This is a genomic window from Neobacillus niacini NBRC 15566 (assembly GCF_001591505.1).
Classification (GTDB): domain Bacteria; phylum Bacillota; class Bacilli; order Bacillales; family Cytobacillaceae; genus Neobacillus; species Neobacillus niacini.
Genome location: NZ_BCVA01000004.1, coordinates 101,310 through 117,799 on the forward strand (window position 1 = coordinate 101,310; position 16,490 = coordinate 117,799).

The following is a 16,490-nucleotide window of genomic DNA, read 5'->3' on the forward strand; positions in this document are numbered from 1 at the left end:
TAGGATTTATTCACCAAGCTGTTGAACCTGGTCAATAATACTGGTAATATCTTGAACGGTCTGAAATAACTCTGTATTTTCAAGAATAGCAGGATCGAGCAGCCCGTCTTGGAAATTACTCATGAATGTTTCTATTTCACTGATAATTACGCTGTTTTGTTCGATGATTTGCTGGTGAAGCTCAGCTGCAATCTCTGGTGCTTGAAGTTCATTAAAAGCTTCCGCAGTTTGCTGCATTTGTTGAAGCATATTTTGAAAATCCTCACCAGCTTGAAGATCCGTAATAGCCTGTTGCGCAAGAGCTGGGGCATTACCGGCAAAATCAGTTGCAACCGCTAAATAGTCTGTTGCTTCAGTAACATAAGTTATAGTGTCCTGTGCGTCATTGAGAAACGAACAACCGCCTAGCAGTAATAACATACTGGCAAAAAATAAAATGAATAATTTTTTCAAATTAAAACCTCCGACTTTGTTTTGGTAAAATGTATTAAGGGCTAAAAATGTGGGCTAGGTTGAAGGGGCAATAAAAAATGAATACGTCTTTTAGAGAAGCATTTAGAGTAATTTAAGGATATCATAAAAGCAGCTACCATGCCACGGTGCTTGTAAGAGAGCCTAAATGTGCCTGTCAACACTCGTGGAAAATGAAAAAACACTTCTTGTTTATTAGAAGTGGTTCTTTATTTTAAGTTGATGTGTGTTATGCTTATTTTTGAAGTTATGTGTTATTTTCTTTTGCAAATCCAGCTTTTTGCGTCTTCGCCGTTGTTCGGTTATCGTAAAGAGATGTTTCTTTCGTTCTTCCCGCATTCTTCTATAGAAATCTTCATTTCCTTTATCAATTTCCTTGAATAGTTCATGAGGCTTCATATCAAATATAGAGGCAATGTACCAAAGTAAAGTAAATTCTATATCTGAATGTAAGTCTTCTTCAAGTTGAATAATGTATTTGTTTTTTACCCCACAGTGTTCAGCAACTTGTTCAATTGTTAACTGTTTTTCAATTCTCAATCTCCGAATTACCTCTCCCATTTTGTATTTCCCGTAGTACATGACAATTCTCCTTCCCTTTTTTTGATAATTATATCTTAAATGCAGGGTGCCTGTCACCACTCGTGGACACTTTCCACCTGAGGCGGACAGTATGTTTATTATTTATCAATAAAGTTATAGAAGGAGTATAGGGAATGGTGTCGAATGTTATAATTTGAATCTCTGCTTTCAGTTTTCCTCTGTTTTAACACCTCTAAATATAATAATTGAATAGGAGTGACCGCTGTGGGTCGAAAACGCCGTACATGGTTTCCAGGTGCAAAGTATCATATTACAAGTCGGGGGAACCGCAAATCTACTCTTTTTTATGATGATGAGGATCGCATGAAATATCTAAGTGTTTTACAAGAAACACTGGTTCGATTCCCTTTTACGCTTCACGCTTTCTGTTTAATGACCAACCATACTCACCTCCAAATTAAAACCTCAAACACTTCTCCAACCGTTATCATGAGTCACCTCAATACCAAATTTGCCAAGTACTTTAATAAAAAATATGAGTTCACCGGCCATGTATTTGAAAAACGCTATGGTGCTGAATTATTAGATTCTCTTGATTATGAATTTGATGTCAGCAAGTATATCCACCGAAATCCATTGAAAGCTGGTCTTGTCGATCGATTAGAGGACTATTCATGGAGCAGTTACAATGCTTATGTTAATGGGGAAGTAACCGAATTCGTAGACACCAAATATTTGCTTTCCTATTTTCCTGCCCCTGCGTCCAAGCATTATGAAGAATACATTAAAACACCCCAAGTGGATATGTACTTACTCGAAAATAGTAAAGTGGTGATGATTCCAAGAAAAGAGGAAAATCCATGTGTGCAAAAGTAACGAGTATTGGTTTGAAAGGAATGGAGGGGTATCGACTGAACCAAAGAAGGGTGGAGGCAGCAAGAAACCTGCAATATGAGCGTTATGGTAAGGAACTATGTAATAGTAGCGTTAGCTATGATGTTTTACAAAAAACAAGCCTATTAACTCAAGAGCAGCAGAAAATCATTCACCAACATGCGACTAGAAAAACTGGAACAACTGTACCCAAATAAAAATCATTAAACTCGCTCGAACCATCTCAAACCTAGACGGGAAAACCTCCATTACCAACCAAAGCATTTGGGAGGCTTTAATTAGTCGTTGATACATCTGTCACAGTACAACCGGTAAAATTTCGTTAAAAGGCAATACGATGGGCCAATATGAATGTTGTCGACAACACGATGGTTACAACAATATGTGATGACAAATATGTGGTGACAGGCACCACTCGTGGACACTGTCCACCTCAGGCGGACAGTTGGCATGCCAAAAAGTCACTGCCAGGCTATTGTGGCGAGTGACTTTTGCTTCTTAGCTGCCGTTCACTATTGCTTGTTGTGTGGCAGTTTGCTCATAGGTTATTACTCTATTTAAGAGATGGACCATTTTCTCGAGGTCAGCTTTATCGTATTCGTCGATGCAGGCAATTTGAATCCAATTTCTTCGCTGCAGATAGTCACTTTCATAGTGCAGCTGGTAGCCGTGATTGTAAAGAATTTCTCCAATCAGAGCGGAAGAAATGGAAGGAGGTATTTCTATTGTAAGAATCATCGGTGAGCTGTGCTGTTCACTGACGATGGTAAAACCAAATTGTTTAAGCTGATTCTTTAAGAAAATATGTGTCTCCATCACTTTCTTAAAAGTCTCACTAGTAACATCCTCTAAAGCAGCTAAAAGTGCCTCTAAAAGATTAGAGGACTGAGAAAAAGGAATGCTGCCTTTTGCCATGTATGTTCCCAAATCAAGATATTTCGGAAGTGTCAGTGAAGGCTGTACCTCGTGGTGGTGGAAAACGAATGAAAGCCCTGTTAGTCCGCGAATCGCTTTTCCACTTACACCTGTTGCTAAAAATACACCATCCAAATCTGTTTCGATTGCCCCCAAAGAGCTTATGCAATCCAGGCATAGCTTAAGTTGATGCTGTTCCGATATATCCTTCAATAAACCAAGATCATTGAGCATGCCAGAGGAAGTTTCACTGTGAACCGCCCAGATCCAACTTGTCGTATTCAAGATATTAGAAACAATTTCATCACGGGTGAAAGCCTGCCCCCAGTCTTTTTGAAGTACATCAAATTGGAGACCAAATCGATTAGCTTGTGCAATCAAACGGCTGCCAAATTCTCCATTGGATAAAATGAGTCCTCGGCCAGTTTCTAAAGAAAGCTGCCCTGCCACCACATCATTGGCAAGTGTTCCAGACCCTAAAAGTATATGAACATATTGACTGTTCACTAATTTTGCGAGCATATCCTTTGCTTTTGCTATTTTTTCTTTATATTGATCGGAACGGTGAGAAATCGGTGTCTTACTTAAGGCATTCATGACTTTTTGAGAAACCTGGACTGGTCCCGGCAAGAATGGTATCGCTGGTGGTAGTATTCTGCCAGCAATCGATTCATCAAAGGTCTTCTTCGTCAAAAACATAGGTTGAAAAAGTGCTTCATCCGTACCGGTTAATTGAGCAAAAGGCTGGAAGCCTAACTGGCTATAGAGCTTTAATTGGCGGACTGTGCCAGAAATGAAGGCAATATCATACCCTTTTTTTAAACAATATTTTATTAAAAACTGTGCGAGCCCTAAAAAGACCCGGCCATTTCGATATTCTTTTTTGACAGATAATAGTCTAACTTCACATGGAGAGCTGACAGGAAAAGAGAGTGACTGTTCAACGGGTCCAATTTTTCGATCAAGCGAAAATGGCCGGTTATCACGAATCGCTGTCATCCCAATCACTTCGTTGTCTTTTACACAAATGATATATGTATTTTCAGCATGGAAGGGATCCACTAACTTTTGCTCCTTATTCTTTGCGTGCTGTGGGATTTCCTCTGAAAAGGTTTGATAGTTTAAGCAATGAATTTGTTCAAATTCATCAGCTGTGGTGGCAATTTTGAAAAAGAATTCGTGCTTACTCATTAGGTTTCAGCCTTTCCTTGAGATTTTCTGCATGTGCTGCGTAAAGCATTGCGATGATACCTAATACTATGCTGCAACTTGGCCAATCATTATTTTTTAAAAAAAGGACAACTGGAATAAAAAGAAATGCTCCTAATCCTGCTAATGTAAAGCTTTTTAAAAAAGGGTATAGGAGACCGAATCCCAGAATAATTACAGGAATCATGAGGGGTTCAAAGGTAATCATTCCGCCAATGAAGGTTGAAATCCCTTTTCCACCTTTAAATTTTAAGGTGACGGGCTTGATGTGACCCAAAATGGCTATTGCTAAACCTAGAAGTTGAATAGATTCAGAGAATTGAAGGTAGCGTGCGGCTAAAATAACCAGACCACCTTTTAGTGCGTCCCCGAGAAAAATGAGCACAAAGGCCATTTTACCATGGAGCCTGCCTGCATTTCTTGCACCAACATTACCGCTTCCTTGAATCCGAATATCTTTATGATAGATGATTTTCGTGATCAAAAAGCCAAACATAATACTTCCAATTAAATAGGAAATAATAAAATACAACCATAGCATGTCCAACACAACCTTTGTGTGTTCTTGGTACTCACTCATAATATGAATATATTTCCATTATAATATGATTCTTTGATTATTCACATATACTTTGTGAAAATGCTTGTAAAAAGTACGCTGTACATTACTGCCTTAAATGAAAAACATCCTCCAGAAGAGGATGTTTTCTTTAGTCACTGCTGCCTCCAGAGTCACCGCCGCTAGAGTCGCTGTCTGAACTGTAAACATGATCATTGCTAGAGTTATTATAATCGTAGTTAGAGTGATGGGTGCCACTACTCTTTCGGTTAGGGAAAATCAAAAAGGCTAATATAATGGATAGAACTCCAAAAAATATTTGTTCTGCAAAAATCAGATAAACCCCAAAAATGAAAATGAGGAAACCCACCAACCGTAATACGCCTCTCAGAAGACATCCCCCCTCAAAAAATCACATTTATAAATAGATATTATCTCCCATGACTTTTTATACTTTTTAATTTGAGGGGGTGCCTGTCACCATTTATGCATTTTTCTTCATTTATACATCTAATTTTGCATACACTGTGGGGTCACTTATTCGTCGTCTTTTTTCTGTTGTTTCTTTTGCTGTTCTTGGAGGGCGAGTAGGATGTCCTGAACGTCGATTTTTCCATCGCCGTTTATGTCCGGAATGGTGTTTTCTGGTATGGTTGGCTGCGATGGTGGTACCTGAGGTGCTGCTGCCGCAGGTACTGCTACTGGCCGGTTCCGCTTTCTTGCAAAGGTGAATACCAAAAGGAGTAAGATCAGTAATGCTGCAACTCCGTCAACGATGTAGAAAATCGTTTTATAATCAGACCATAGTGTTTTACTGTCCCCAGCTCTTTGCTCAGAGTTAGTAATAAACTTCTTAATTTCGGAATGGTTTGGATATAGTCTCTGAACCGCTTCAAATTTTTCAAGAGCATTATTGTAATAACCGCCCCAATAAAGCTCGAGGCCTTCCTTGTAAAGTTTATCTGTGTTGCTAGAAGTGTTCTTTGCTCCAGCCTGATTTGTAAATTCCTTAACTGTATTTACAGGAACCGAGAAGTTAAAACCTTGAACCTCTTGACCATTTACGGTATCGCCTCTAAAGGTGAGCAAACCAATGATTTCACCTTTTTCATTGATGACAGGACCGCCGCTGTTACCGTGTGTCGCCGCTGCATTAATTTGAATGACTGGGCTTCCTTGCTCCGTTTTCTTATCTGTAGCGGAAATTTGACCTGCATTCATAGAAGATACAAGAGAGGAATCAGGAGACAACAAATCAGAATCGGCTGCTGCTGGGTAGCCGCTCACCCAAATATTATCCTGATTTTGAATATTATCGGAGTTTCCAAGTTTTAATGTAGGAAGGTTTTTTCCTTCAATCTTGAGTACCGCTACATCCTTACCTTCATTGACAGGAGCGCCATAGCTCTTAACTTCGCCGTCAAGTATATCTCCGCCAGGTAAAATAACCTTAATTACTTTTTGGATTCCAGTGTATTGCGTATAGGTCAACATATAATCGTATGCTGTATCGTAATCTACCTGAAAATAATCTGCAATAATGGTGACAAGTTGGTCAAATGCAGCGTTAGCAATATCCTCATCTTCCATCTGGGCGGCTTCTACAACATGGGCATTGGTGACAATATACCCGTCTGAACTAATAATGGCCCCCGATCCAGAGCCACCGACAACAGATTGGTAGTTTAACTGATTCAGTATTGCCTCCACTTCTGGGTCATAAGGATTGTTAAACTGCCATCCGACTACAGAGTAGCCAAGAATCCGAACAACCGCTGGCTTTGTGTATTCCGCTAGCTTTTGAGCTTGAGAAATATTCGTAGAGCTTGGTTTGATACCCATGAGAACAAAAGAAGTCACCATAACCCCAATAAGTATCAAACAAAGCGGAATTGTAAACAGTGCCCTTTTCATCAATAAATCCACTCGCTTCCATGAATATTGGAAATTCCATCTAATATATGCCCTTATTCAATTAATGAAACTTTGTACCTGAAAATAAATTATCATTGGTGCCTGTCACCACTCGTGGACACTTTCCACCTAGGGTGGACAATTCCATCCCTCAGGCGGACAGTTAGAGGATTTCCGGAAATTCTCGAAAAGGGAAAAGCCAGCATTTTTGCTGGCTCCAAGTTTTTGTATTTGATTTTATGATTAGATGAATAGTAAAAGGCTTAGTGCCATGACCGCCATTCCGGCAATTAGGCCGTAAATTGATAGGTGTGTTTCGTCATACCTTTTTGCCGCCGGTAATAGTTCATCAAGAGAGATAAACACCATAATCCCAGCCACTGCGGCAAAGATAATTCCGAACATAATATCATTTAAAAAAGGCATTAAGAATAAATAGGCAACTAATGCACCAATTGGTTCAGATAAACCAGACAAGAATGATAGTTTAAAAGCCTTTTTCTTATCACCCGTCGCAAAGTAAACAGGCACAGAAACAGCAATACCTTCTGGAATATTATGAATTGCTATCGCGACAGCGATGGCAATACCAAGTGCTGGGTCTTGCAAAGCAGAGGTGAAGGTAGCAATTCCTTCCGGAAAGTTATGAATACCAATTGCAAGTGCCGTAAATGTTCCCATTTTTAAAAGATCAGGCTTCTTCCCGTCATTTATACCTGGCTCATTCATATCCTCAACAGTTTTCAATTCATGCGGGTTTGATTGCTTTGGAATAAATTTGTCGATTGCGGCAATCAGAAGCATGCCTCCGAAAAATCCTCCTACTGTTAACCAGTTTCCAGGAACCACTCCCAAGGAATCCACGAGTGCTACTTTAGCTTTCACGAAAATTTCCACCATTGAGACATAAATCATCACTCCAGCAGAAAATCCTAAGGTGACAGATAGAAATTTTGTATTTGTATGTGAGGTGAAAAATGCGAGCAGACTTCCTATGCCTGTTGCAAGGCCAGCAAATAATGTCAGCCCAAACGCTAATAGCAGATTCTCCGTCATAGTCTCTTCTCCCTTTATTTATAAATGTTTTAGTTTTTATGTTTGAAAGTTATGAATAATATTATATATGCGTGAATACAGGAATGTTTCCTTTGAGAAACATTTTACACCGTTCGAAACAAAAAAACAGTAAAAATAATTCGAAAAATATAAAAAGCGTGAGGTCCAGGGATTTTCCACACAAGAACTTCACGCTTATTCTTATAGAAGATTAATATCTTGGGCCAAATCCACCGCCATACCCTGGTCCATATCCACCCATTCCCGGACCAAAACCAGTTCCGTACATCCCATACCCAGGTCCTGCTCCAGCAAAACCACCAGGATATCCATATCCAGCACCATAACCAGAACCATAACCGTAACCAGGACCATAGCCGCCACCAAGACTAGAACCTAAATAACCTAAACCTAGACCCAGCAATCCAGCTCCAACATTCCCTATATTAAATCCGCCGCCATAGTGACCGCCGCCGTGATGACCGCCGCCGTGATGACCGCCGCCATGATGACCGCCGCCGTGATGACCGCCGCCGTGATGACCGCCGCCGTGATGACCGCCGCCGTGATGGCCGCCGCCGTGATGACCGCCGCCATGATGACCGCCGCCATGATGACCGCCGCCATGATGACCGCCGCCATGGTGACTGCCGCCATGATGGCCACCGCCATGGTGACCGCCACCATGTTGACCTCCTTGATGTCCAAATCGATACTCAACGGGCATTCCAAATGATTGATACATTCGTTTCATCGCACTCCTCTATCTATTTATTTGAAATATTTTAAAGTGATACTTTCATATCCTATGTCTAACTGGGTAATCGTCTTGGACTAAAGCCTAGAAAACACTAAACAACAGGATAGAGAAGGAATACTGTCCATCTGGAATGGACACTGTCCACGGGTGGTGCCTGTCACCAAAAAATGTCACCAAAAATGTCGTCCAAAAATACGTCTTAGGTCTTAGTCTTGTTTACGTTTGTGGTCTATGGAAAGCAGGAGTTTTATGGTGTATTGTTGAAGTTGTAAGAGGAACTTTCCTTTTTTTGTATTTTGTGTTTGGTGAAACATTTTTGTTGTTGATTCGTATGAATATAAAGGATTTTTAGTCAGGAGTCGATTATGATGAACCGATTTTTATCATTTCTAATCCAGAGTGTTGTGACTGTTCCATCTGCGGTCACGGTTTGGTTTTTAAGCTATTTTGCCTTTGATCTAACATTTTTGGTTTCGTCCGCCATTTCTTTAGCAGGCGGGGTCATTGTTTACAAGATTACATCCGCGGTCATAACATCCCGCTTTTTGAAAAAACATCAGCTTACGAGAAAAGAATATCGTTATATAAAGAAGAATTTAGATGAAGCGAAACAAAAAATTAACAAACTAAATAGATCATTATTTTCCATCCGCGATCTTCCTACGATAAAGCAACGACTTGATGTTCTGAGGATTACTAGAAAGATTCAAAGCATGACCCAAACAGAACCAAGGCGCTTTTATAAAGCTGAGAAATTTTATTTTTCTCACTTAGATTCTGTTGTAGAGCTAACAGAGAAATATCGCTTTTTATCGCAGCAGCCTAAGAAGAATCACGAGATTGATGTTTCTTTATACGAGACTCGTCAGACACTTACGGACTTAACAAAGGCGTTGGAAGAGGATCTTTACCATGTAATCTCGGACGATTTAGATACATTGAATTTTGAAATTGATGTAGCGAAACATTCCATTAAGAAACTTAATGATACTAAAACAATAGACGAAAGCAGGAGGCTAAAATGAGCGAAAATAACTCACCTCAATTGAAAAAAACTGGGAATTTGTTAGATGATATTCTAGCCAATCCGTTTGGTGACAACGAGCTTACAACTCAACCGGAAGCGCAGCCCACACCACAGCTTCAGGAAGCCAAGCCTACAAAGCTGATTGATGTTATTCCTGAAGAGAACCGGGCGAAAGCCTATCAGCTTGCTGAACAAATTGACCCGAGAAATCACCAGGCGATGATTACGTACGGTACGCAGGCACAAGGGAAGCTGTTAAGTTTTTCTCACACCATGCTTGAACATGTGCAGAAAAAGGATATAGGTGAAGTCGGAGAAATCATTAGTGATTTAATGAAGCGGCTGGATGAGGTTAATCCGGATGAACTGAAGGATGGGAAGCCGTCCTTTTTCGGCCGTATGTTTGGGAAAATTTCTAACTCACTTCAAGAAGTGTTATCCAAATATCAAAAGACAGGCGCACAAATTGACCGGATTAGTGTGAAACTTGACCGCAGCAAGAACGTGCTGTTATCGGATATAAAACTACTGGAACAGCTCTATGAAACAAATAAAGAGTATTTCCATGCGTTAAATGTTTATATTGCCGCAGGAGAAATTAAGCTAGAAGAGCTGCATCAAAAAACAATTCCAGAAATGAAGAGAGTTGCAGCGGCAACGAATGATCAAATGAAGGTCCAAGAAGTAAACGATATGATACAGTTTGCTGACCGCTTGGACAAACGCTTATACGATTTGAAATTGAGCCGTGAGATAACCATCCAGAGTGCTCCGCAAATCCGTCTCATCCAAAATACAAACCAAGCGCTTGTTGAAAAAATACAATCGTCCATCATGACAGCCATTCCTTTGTGGAAAAATCAAGTTGCAATTGCACTGACGCTCATTCGTCAGCGACATGCTGTGGAAGCTCAGAAAAAGGTATCACAAACCACAAATGAGCTGCTATTAAAAAATGCTGAAATGCTAAAAACCAATACCATTGAGACCGCTAAAGAAAATGAGCGTGGTCTCGTCGATATCGATACACTTAAGAAGACACAGGAAAATTTAATTACTACGCTTGAAGAAACCATGCGCATTCAGGAAGAAGGGCGCCATAAACGCCGTTTAGCTGAGCAGGAATTAGCGAATATGGAAAATGATTTAAGGCTCAAACTCTTAGAAATCAAAGGGAAATAGGAAAAGCGTCAAGTTCCAATATCGGATCTTGACGCTTTTCTTTTTAAACTTCATTATAGAATTCCTCGAGCGTGATACCTTTGCTTGTAATCTCAAGTGCCAATTCCTTACCAACAAATCGAAGGTGCCAAGGTTCGTATTGATATCCAGTAATACTTTCTTTTCCCTTTGGATATCTAATAATAAACCCATATTCTGCTGCATTCTGTTCCAGCCATATGGCCTCTTTAGTACCTCCAAAACAATTTTCAGCGGCACACTTTCCATTTTTGCCCGTTACATCAATTGAAAGGCCGGTCTCATGTTCGCTAGTCCCAGGCAATGCACTATACGTTCTTGCCTTTTCATATCCATCACGGTTTACATAGTAGTTAAACAACGTTGTTTGTGTTGCATGTGATCGATAAGCTGAAACTCCTAATAGGGAGATACCTTCAGCTTTAGCGTCAGCAAATAGTTGATTAACCGCTTCAGCCGCAACACGCCGCATTTTTCGCTTTTCGTTTGTTACACCAGTAACAAAAGGAATATCTGTATAAACAAGGTCGGTAGGATTATAATTGTCTGGCAGTTTATTTTGTTTATTTACGAGAACCGGAATGCTTTCTGGATTAAAAACAACTTGGATACCATCCCGAGTCATATCTGCTGGCGGTGTTAAAACGTCTTGCTCCAGCAATTTTGAACTTTCGTTATTTTCCCCAGACTGATCTTTGTGTTCCGCATCTTTCTGCTTTTCGTCAGTGGGATTCGCCTCATTCTTATTTGTGTCTAGTTGTTCCTCAGAGGTATCCTCGGACTGATACAGATTACCTTTGGCATTCAGAATTTTTTCTGAACAGCCTGCTATTAATAACGTCATGATGACTAAACTTACAAATATGGAAGAACAATTTTTCAAAATAAAACACCCTTACTTTTTAAAATAGAATAATACATTCTAACAAAATTAAACGTCAATATAGTACATTATGGTACATCTTTCGATATCCAACAACGTATTATTGGATAAATAGGCGGAGCAGCCTATAGTAATAAAAGGTTTTGGAAGAAAAGCAGGACCTAAGACTCTTTATTATTATGTAGTTGTATCATATAGTTCTATTAAACACATAAATCGTACGAAATGGCAAAACTATTGAAAAATGGTGACGCAAAACTAAAGGGGCTAATGTTTATTAGAACGATGCCAGCCAGTTACCGAACACGATGCTCTGCGATTTATGAAATAAATTGGGGAGGTTTTTGTGTTGTTAAAAAATATCTTATTAAGAGCTAAATACTATTATCATTTATTTCAGTACCGTCACATTGAAATGATGCAGTATGATTGCTTATGTGAAGAACTTAAATGGGAACTAAAGGTGAAATCTTCGTACCATAATAGTAAAGCAATAGAATTAGGTGCTAGAATATAGAAGGTCTGGGGTTCCCAGACCTTTTTGTGTTTATATGTGGATATTTCAATCAGAAATGTGGGTAAGTAATTAATAGATGTGAATAAGTATGTTAATTTAGTGGATAAGTTCATAAGTTTTGTGGGTAAGTGAGAAATAGAGAATAAAAACACTTTTGGCAGTGGATAACTATCTTAGACTTTTTATGTTTGATAACTTCTGCCTGAGAATGTGTACAAAAACTGGTATATTCTAAGAAAAAGCACCAGAGAATTCCGGTGCTTTCCGCCAAGTTAATGTGACACGACTTTGCTGCCATCGTCAAGTCCATCTTTTGTTACTTTCAAGATTCCAACTGCTCCCTTAGTAGCATGGTTAAACTGATGTGTCACAATGGGATAACTGCCTTCCTTTGTAACGGTGAACTCCACAACAGCCCCGCCGCTTGCTGGCAGCATAACAGTTTGCAAACCTTTCATGAGGTTAAAAGGATTACCATCGATATAAACATTATCAAAGACGGTACCCACCACATGAAAACTACTGACTTCATTGGGTCCAACATTATTAATGTATATTCTGATTTTCTCGCCAACCTTTGCAAGTAACGGGGTGTCGACTAGGGCACCAACCGTACCGTTTGTATTGAGATCGCCTTCTTTTAAAGCCTTGGCAGAAAAGACCACGTTACTAGGTACTCCATTCGTAAAATCTTCTAAGTCGTTGTATTTATACCATTCGTTTTGAACGATGACAAATTCACGGTTGATTTCACTATCAGTCGGGTAGCCGTTTATGGGTTTTACAATAATGGTTCCGTGCATTCCGTTTGCGATATGAGTCAAAACTGGCTTTGTTCCGCAGTGATACATGAAGACCCCTGGATTGTTAGCTGGGTAGGTAAAGGTACCAGATTCATTTGGCATGATATCTACAAAATCCTGTGATGGGGATGCATGAACGGCATGAATGTCCATGCTGTGCGGAATAGCAGGATCCATGTTTTTCAAAGTAAAGTTAATGGTGTCGCCTTCATTCACAAGAATCACTGGTCCTGGAGCCTCTCCGTTAAATGTCCATGCTTTGTACAAATTGCCTTTGGTAATTTCGATATCGGTTATTTGTGCGGTCATTTCAATATTAACTTCGTGTTTACCGACACGTTCGATGTTGACTGGAATTGGTTGTTGATTGAGATTTTTATGAGGTTCAATTACTTGTGAGGCTGTATTAGCTTTTGCTACTATGGCAGTCTGTTTTTCGTTGGAGAAATTGGCAGAATTACAGGCAGTTAAAAACATAACAGAAGTGACAATAACACTTGCAACCTTAGAAAAATTTTTCATTCGCTCTTACCCCTTTTATATAAAATGATTACACTTTCATTGTAAATTTTGTAAATAATATCCTAGTGATTAGAATCACTCATTATTTAGAATTGTTTGAACACTTTGTGAAATATTGAGCAATTAATAATATTTATAAGTTTATTAAGTAAAATAAGTAATTAATAGTAAAATCAGATTGAAAAGGGAAGGAGAGTAAATAATGTTAATCGAATTTATTGCAGTTACGGTAGAGGATGCAAAATTAATTGAAAAATCGGGTGCAGACAGAATTGAATTGGTATCTGGATTAACAGAAGGCGGCATTACTCCAAGCTATGGATTAATCGAGAGAGTGGTTAATAGTGTTTCAATTCCTGTCAATGTAATGGTGAGACCGCATGGCCAATCTTTTTGTTATACTGAGGATGATTTCTCGATTATGAAAAACGATATTCGTATTATTCAATCGTTAGGGGCAAATGGCGTAGTATTTGGAGTACTCGATAAGAAAGGGGATGTTGATTTCCCACGCCTTGAAGAGTTACTAACGGATATTGGTCCTATGGAGGTTACGTTTCACCGCGCGATAGATAGTTCCAATAATTTAATTAAGGCTGCTCAACAGTTGGATCAATACAAAGAGATAACGACCATTCTAACCTCTGGGGGATTTGGTGACTGGGAAACCCGCTTGGAAACACTAAAGAAAATGAAAGAAACTTGTACAAGTACAGACATCCTTATTGGCAGCGGCTTGACAAAGGAAAATATCAGCCAAGTACATAAACAAGTAGCAACAAATTGCTATCACTTTGGCACCGCCATCAGAAAAAATCATAATACGCTCGAAGGTGTTTCCTTAGAAAAAGCAACTGAAATCGTTCATACCTTGAAATAAATGGGCATATTAAGTGTAACCTGACCAACGGAGGAAACCATGAAAACAGAAAAAGATCAAACAAGCGAAGGACTTAACCAAATCTTCGAAATCATCAATGCCAAAGGTGATACAGGCGAAATAAAACAAATTCTTCAGACCAATGAAACAGAGGATAACAAAGAAAAATAGGATAACGGATGCTGATGAAGGTGCCCGTTGAAACGGTGCCTGTCACCGCTCGTGGACACTTTCCACCTGAGGCGGACAGTAACGGGATAAAAAAGAGACTTCAACTTTTTAGGTCGAGGTCTCTCTAGTTTTAAACTATTTATTTTAGTTATTAAATAACTAATTGCTCAGTTTTATGGCTAACCATGCTGTTATCCTGCTGTTTAATCATGGCTATAAATGGTTCCACGAATTGGGGATCGAATTGTTTGCCGGAGCAGGTCCTCAATTCAATAATGGCTTCCTCAAATGTTTTGGTTTTTTGATATGGACGTTCGGTGGTCATTGCATCAAATGAGTCGATAATACAAAGGATACGTGCCAGCTTTGGAATTGATTTTCCTTTTAGACCATATGGATAACCGTTCCCGTCATAACGTTCATGATGAAGTTCAACTAATGGAATCAAGTCTTCTAATTTTTTATTGGTTGAAATAATTTCCTTTCCCCAGGTTACGTGCATTTTCATCATTTCCCATTCATGCGGCTCAAGCTTTCCCTTTTTATTTAAAATATCGCGAGGGATTTCAATTTTTCCAATGTCATGGATTAAGGCACCAAGAATCAACGTCTTCCGTTCATAATCACTTAAGGTAAGTATTCTTGAAAAATCAACGGCATATTGGTAAACACGTTTACTGTGCCGATAAGTATAAACATCCTTTGAAAGAAAGATTCGTAACTGATGTTCTGCTTCCTCTAATTCTTTTTCTAAAGAAAGAGACCGCTGCGTTGAATATTCGGAATATTGATTGTAAATATGAACAAGGTTTTTCCCTTGACCTTTGGCAGAGTACATCGCTTGATCTGCCTTGTTTAGAAGTTCAGAAGTGTTATAGGTTTCTTTTTCGCATTCTGCAATTCCAGCTGAAAAGGATAAACAGCCATAAGGGAGACGTTCCACACCTTTATAGTAGGTGTCATTTGTTTTTTTACGCAGCTCATTCATAAAAGAGATCGCTTTCTGACATGTAGTATTAGGCATTATGATAGAAAATTCTTCACCTCCATAGCGTGCTACTATGAAGTTTTCCTGTTCTGCTGCCGTTTTAATAAGTAATCCGAATTCCTGGAGAAGATGATCACCTTCAATATGTCCGTATAAATCGTTATATTTTTTAAAATCATCGATATCAAGAAGGACTACACATAACGGTTGATCGTTTTCCTTTGCTGCCGCTACTTCTTCCACTAAAATCTCTTTAAAATATCCATGGTTATTCAGCCCGGTTAAAAAGTCTTTGTTTGCCTTTTCCGAAATCTCTTTAAACAAATGAAAGTGCTGCTTAAATGCTAAAGAAAGCAAAAAGGCAATACAGGTAAAGAGAAAAAGCCCGAAAACATCATTCGAATCCATTAAAATAACTAATACCAATGAAAGCATTAGTGTACTCAAATAAGGTGAAAGTGTTTCCTTAATAATTTCTTTAAATACACTTTCCAAGCTTTCGGCAGCTGCCAAAATGAAGTATACACCAATTAGCATTACATTAATGGCAAAATAGCAACTTAATGCGATTAAGTAAGGTAGAAAATTATTAATATGGATGTTGCCAATAGTACCACCAAGAAAAATGAAAGAATAGTAGGAACTAATGATCATCAGAGCATATGTGGAAAAATTAAATATATGCTTCCACCAGACAATATTCCGCTGCATGATGGCGAAAACTAAAGAATAAATGAATAAAACACTTAATGTAAAAGGTAATCCGTATAAAAATAGACATGCTAAGTATACAGATGAATCCATTGAAAGAGAATTACCCTTTGGAGGAAGTAAGATTGTGTAATAGTTTAGTAAAAGGATTGTACCAGCTATTGCAAACATGGTGAACCATGTTTCTGGGGGATACTGTGGATATTGAATAAAGGATATAAAGAATAAAATACCAGCTGTAGACACAAGAGTAAGATATGTATTAGTAGGTGTTTGAATTAAACGCATTTTTATCACTCTCAAAATTAAATTTAGGAGAAGTTGAAACTTACACTTCTCCTACGTTAATACGATAATTATACTATTAAACTAACTTAAATCCAGATGTTAATGCAATAATAACAGATCCAATAATAATTGCATTGTATAGAATACCAGTCAATTTAAGGCCTTGTTTTTGGTCTTTT

17 protein-coding genes and 1 riboswitch are annotated in these 16,490 nt (G+C 38.8%); of the genes, 6 read left to right on the forward strand and 11 right to left on the reverse strand.

Translation table 11 applies throughout. The annotated features are described in order from the left end of the window. Window positions 1-6: 6 nt before the first annotated feature. Together BANA01_RS05245 and BANA01_RS05250 are read right to left on the reverse strand one after the other, a co-directional pair. Window positions 7-453, reverse strand: coding sequence for a DUF6376 family protein (locus tag BANA01_RS05245; RefSeq protein ID WP_034674606.1), 447 nt, complete (start codon window positions 451-453; stop codon window positions 7-9). 213 nt (window positions 454-666) lie between these two features. Beyond that, the gene (locus BANA01_RS05250; protein ID WP_218008381.1) at window positions 667-1,032 is read right to left on the reverse strand and encodes a helix-turn-helix domain-containing protein; all 366 of its coding nucleotides are present in this window, start codon (window positions 1,030-1,032) and stop codon (window positions 667-669) included. A 246-nt stretch (window positions 1,033-1,278) separates the two neighbouring features. On the opposite strand from BANA01_RS05250, the gene BANA01_RS05255 reads away from it, so the two are divergent. Beyond that, window positions 1,279-1,890, forward strand: a complete 612-nt coding sequence (locus BANA01_RS05255; protein ID WP_063251970.1) for a transposase — start codon at window positions 1,279-1,281, stop codon at window positions 1,888-1,890. Next, window positions 1,875-2,105 (forward strand): magnesium chelatase subunit ChlI family protein, encoded by a 231-nt coding sequence (locus BANA01_RS05260; RefSeq protein ID WP_063251971.1) that lies wholly within the window; start codon window positions 1,875-1,877, stop codon window positions 2,103-2,105. The genes BANA01_RS05255 and BANA01_RS05260 overlap by 16 nt, the downstream gene beginning before the upstream one ends. Before the next feature lie 301 nt (window positions 2,106-2,406). Here BANA01_RS05260 and BANA01_RS05265 read toward each other — a convergent pair whose 3' ends face one another. The 6 genes from BANA01_RS05265 to BANA01_RS29440 all read right to left on the reverse strand — a co-directional run bounded on the left by BANA01_RS05265 (window position 2,407) and on the right by BANA01_RS29440 (window position 8,315). Next, window positions 2,407-4,014, reverse strand: a complete 1,608-nt coding sequence (locus tag BANA01_RS05265; protein WP_063251972.1) for an aminotransferase class V-fold PLP-dependent enzyme — start codon at window positions 4,012-4,014, stop codon at window positions 2,407-2,409. Continuing rightward, a complete protein-coding gene (locus BANA01_RS05270) occupies window positions 4,007-4,612 on the reverse strand; it encodes a glycerol-3-phosphate acyltransferase (RefSeq protein ID WP_082799402.1) in 606 nt (201 codons plus the stop codon). The genes BANA01_RS05265 and BANA01_RS05270 overlap by 8 nt, the downstream gene beginning before the upstream one ends. Window positions 4,613-4,742: 130 nt before the next feature. Beyond that, window positions 4,743-4,961 carry a hypothetical protein gene (locus BANA01_RS29820; protein WP_169803648.1) on the reverse strand — a complete coding sequence of 73 codons (219 nt, stop codon included), beginning with the start codon at window positions 4,959-4,961 and terminating at the stop codon, window positions 4,743-4,745. A 167-nt stretch (window positions 4,962-5,128) separates the two neighbouring features. Next, a complete protein-coding gene (locus BANA01_RS05275; protein ID WP_169803649.1) occupies window positions 5,129-6,505 on the reverse strand; it encodes a S1C family serine protease in 1,377 nt (458 codons plus the stop codon). 243 nt (window positions 6,506-6,748) lie between these two features. Further along, a complete protein-coding gene (gene zupT / locus BANA01_RS05280; protein WP_063251974.1) occupies window positions 6,749-7,561 on the reverse strand; it encodes a zinc transporter ZupT in 813 nt (270 codons plus the stop codon). A gap of 211 nt (window positions 7,562-7,772) precedes the next feature. Further along, a complete protein-coding gene (locus tag BANA01_RS29440) occupies window positions 7,773-8,315 on the reverse strand; it encodes a hypothetical protein (RefSeq protein ID WP_157411727.1) in 543 nt (180 codons plus the stop codon). Between the two features lie 371 nt (window positions 8,316-8,686). Between BANA01_RS29440 and BANA01_RS05295 the strand changes: the two genes are divergently transcribed. After that, window positions 8,687-9,346, forward strand: coding sequence for a 5-bromo-4-chloroindolyl phosphate hydrolysis family protein (locus tag BANA01_RS05295; RefSeq protein ID WP_326161102.1), 660 nt, complete (start codon window positions 8,687-8,689; stop codon window positions 9,344-9,346). Next, the gene (locus tag BANA01_RS05300; RefSeq protein WP_063251978.1) at window positions 9,343-10,530 is read left to right on the forward strand and encodes a toxic anion resistance protein; all 1,188 of its coding nucleotides are present in this window, start codon (window positions 9,343-9,345) and stop codon (window positions 10,528-10,530) included. Before BANA01_RS05295 ends, BANA01_RS05300 begins: the two co-directional genes overlap by 4 nt. 43 nt (window positions 10,531-10,573) lie before the next feature. Here BANA01_RS05300 and BANA01_RS05305 read toward each other — a convergent pair whose 3' ends face one another. Continuing rightward, a complete protein-coding gene (locus BANA01_RS05305) occupies window positions 10,574-11,431 on the reverse strand; it encodes a M15 family metallopeptidase (RefSeq protein ID WP_235847068.1) in 858 nt (285 codons plus the stop codon). A gap of 217 nt (window positions 11,432-11,648) precedes the next feature. Then, a riboswitch (cyclic di-GMP riboswitch) is annotated at window positions 11,649-11,735 on the forward strand. A 485-nt stretch (window positions 11,736-12,220) separates the two neighbouring features. After that, on the reverse strand, window positions 12,221-13,273 hold the full coding sequence (locus tag BANA01_RS05310) for a multicopper oxidase domain-containing protein (protein ID WP_063251979.1): 1,053 nt from the start codon (window positions 13,271-13,273) through the stop codon (window positions 12,221-12,223). Between the two features lie 202 nt (window positions 13,274-13,475). Between BANA01_RS05310 and BANA01_RS05315 the strand changes: the two genes are divergently transcribed. Together BANA01_RS05315 and BANA01_RS30520 are read left to right on the forward strand one after the other, a co-directional pair. Then, window positions 13,476-14,153, forward strand: coding sequence for a copper homeostasis protein CutC (locus BANA01_RS05315; protein ID WP_063251980.1), 678 nt, complete (start codon window positions 13,476-13,478; stop codon window positions 14,151-14,153). A gap of 39 nt (window positions 14,154-14,192) precedes the next feature. After that, window positions 14,193-14,324 carry a hypothetical protein gene (locus BANA01_RS30520; protein ID WP_268875053.1) on the forward strand — a complete coding sequence of 44 codons (132 nt, stop codon included), beginning with the start codon at window positions 14,193-14,195 and terminating at the stop codon, window positions 14,322-14,324. A gap of 151 nt (window positions 14,325-14,475) precedes the next feature. On the opposite strand, the gene BANA01_RS05320 is transcribed toward BANA01_RS30520, so the two are convergent. Next, complete coding sequence (locus tag BANA01_RS05320) at window positions 14,476-16,311, reverse strand: bifunctional diguanylate cyclase/phosphohydrolase (RefSeq protein ID WP_063251981.1); 1,836 nt, start codon at window positions 16,309-16,311, stop codon at window positions 14,476-14,478. Between the last annotated feature and the right edge of the window lie 179 nt (window positions 16,312-16,490).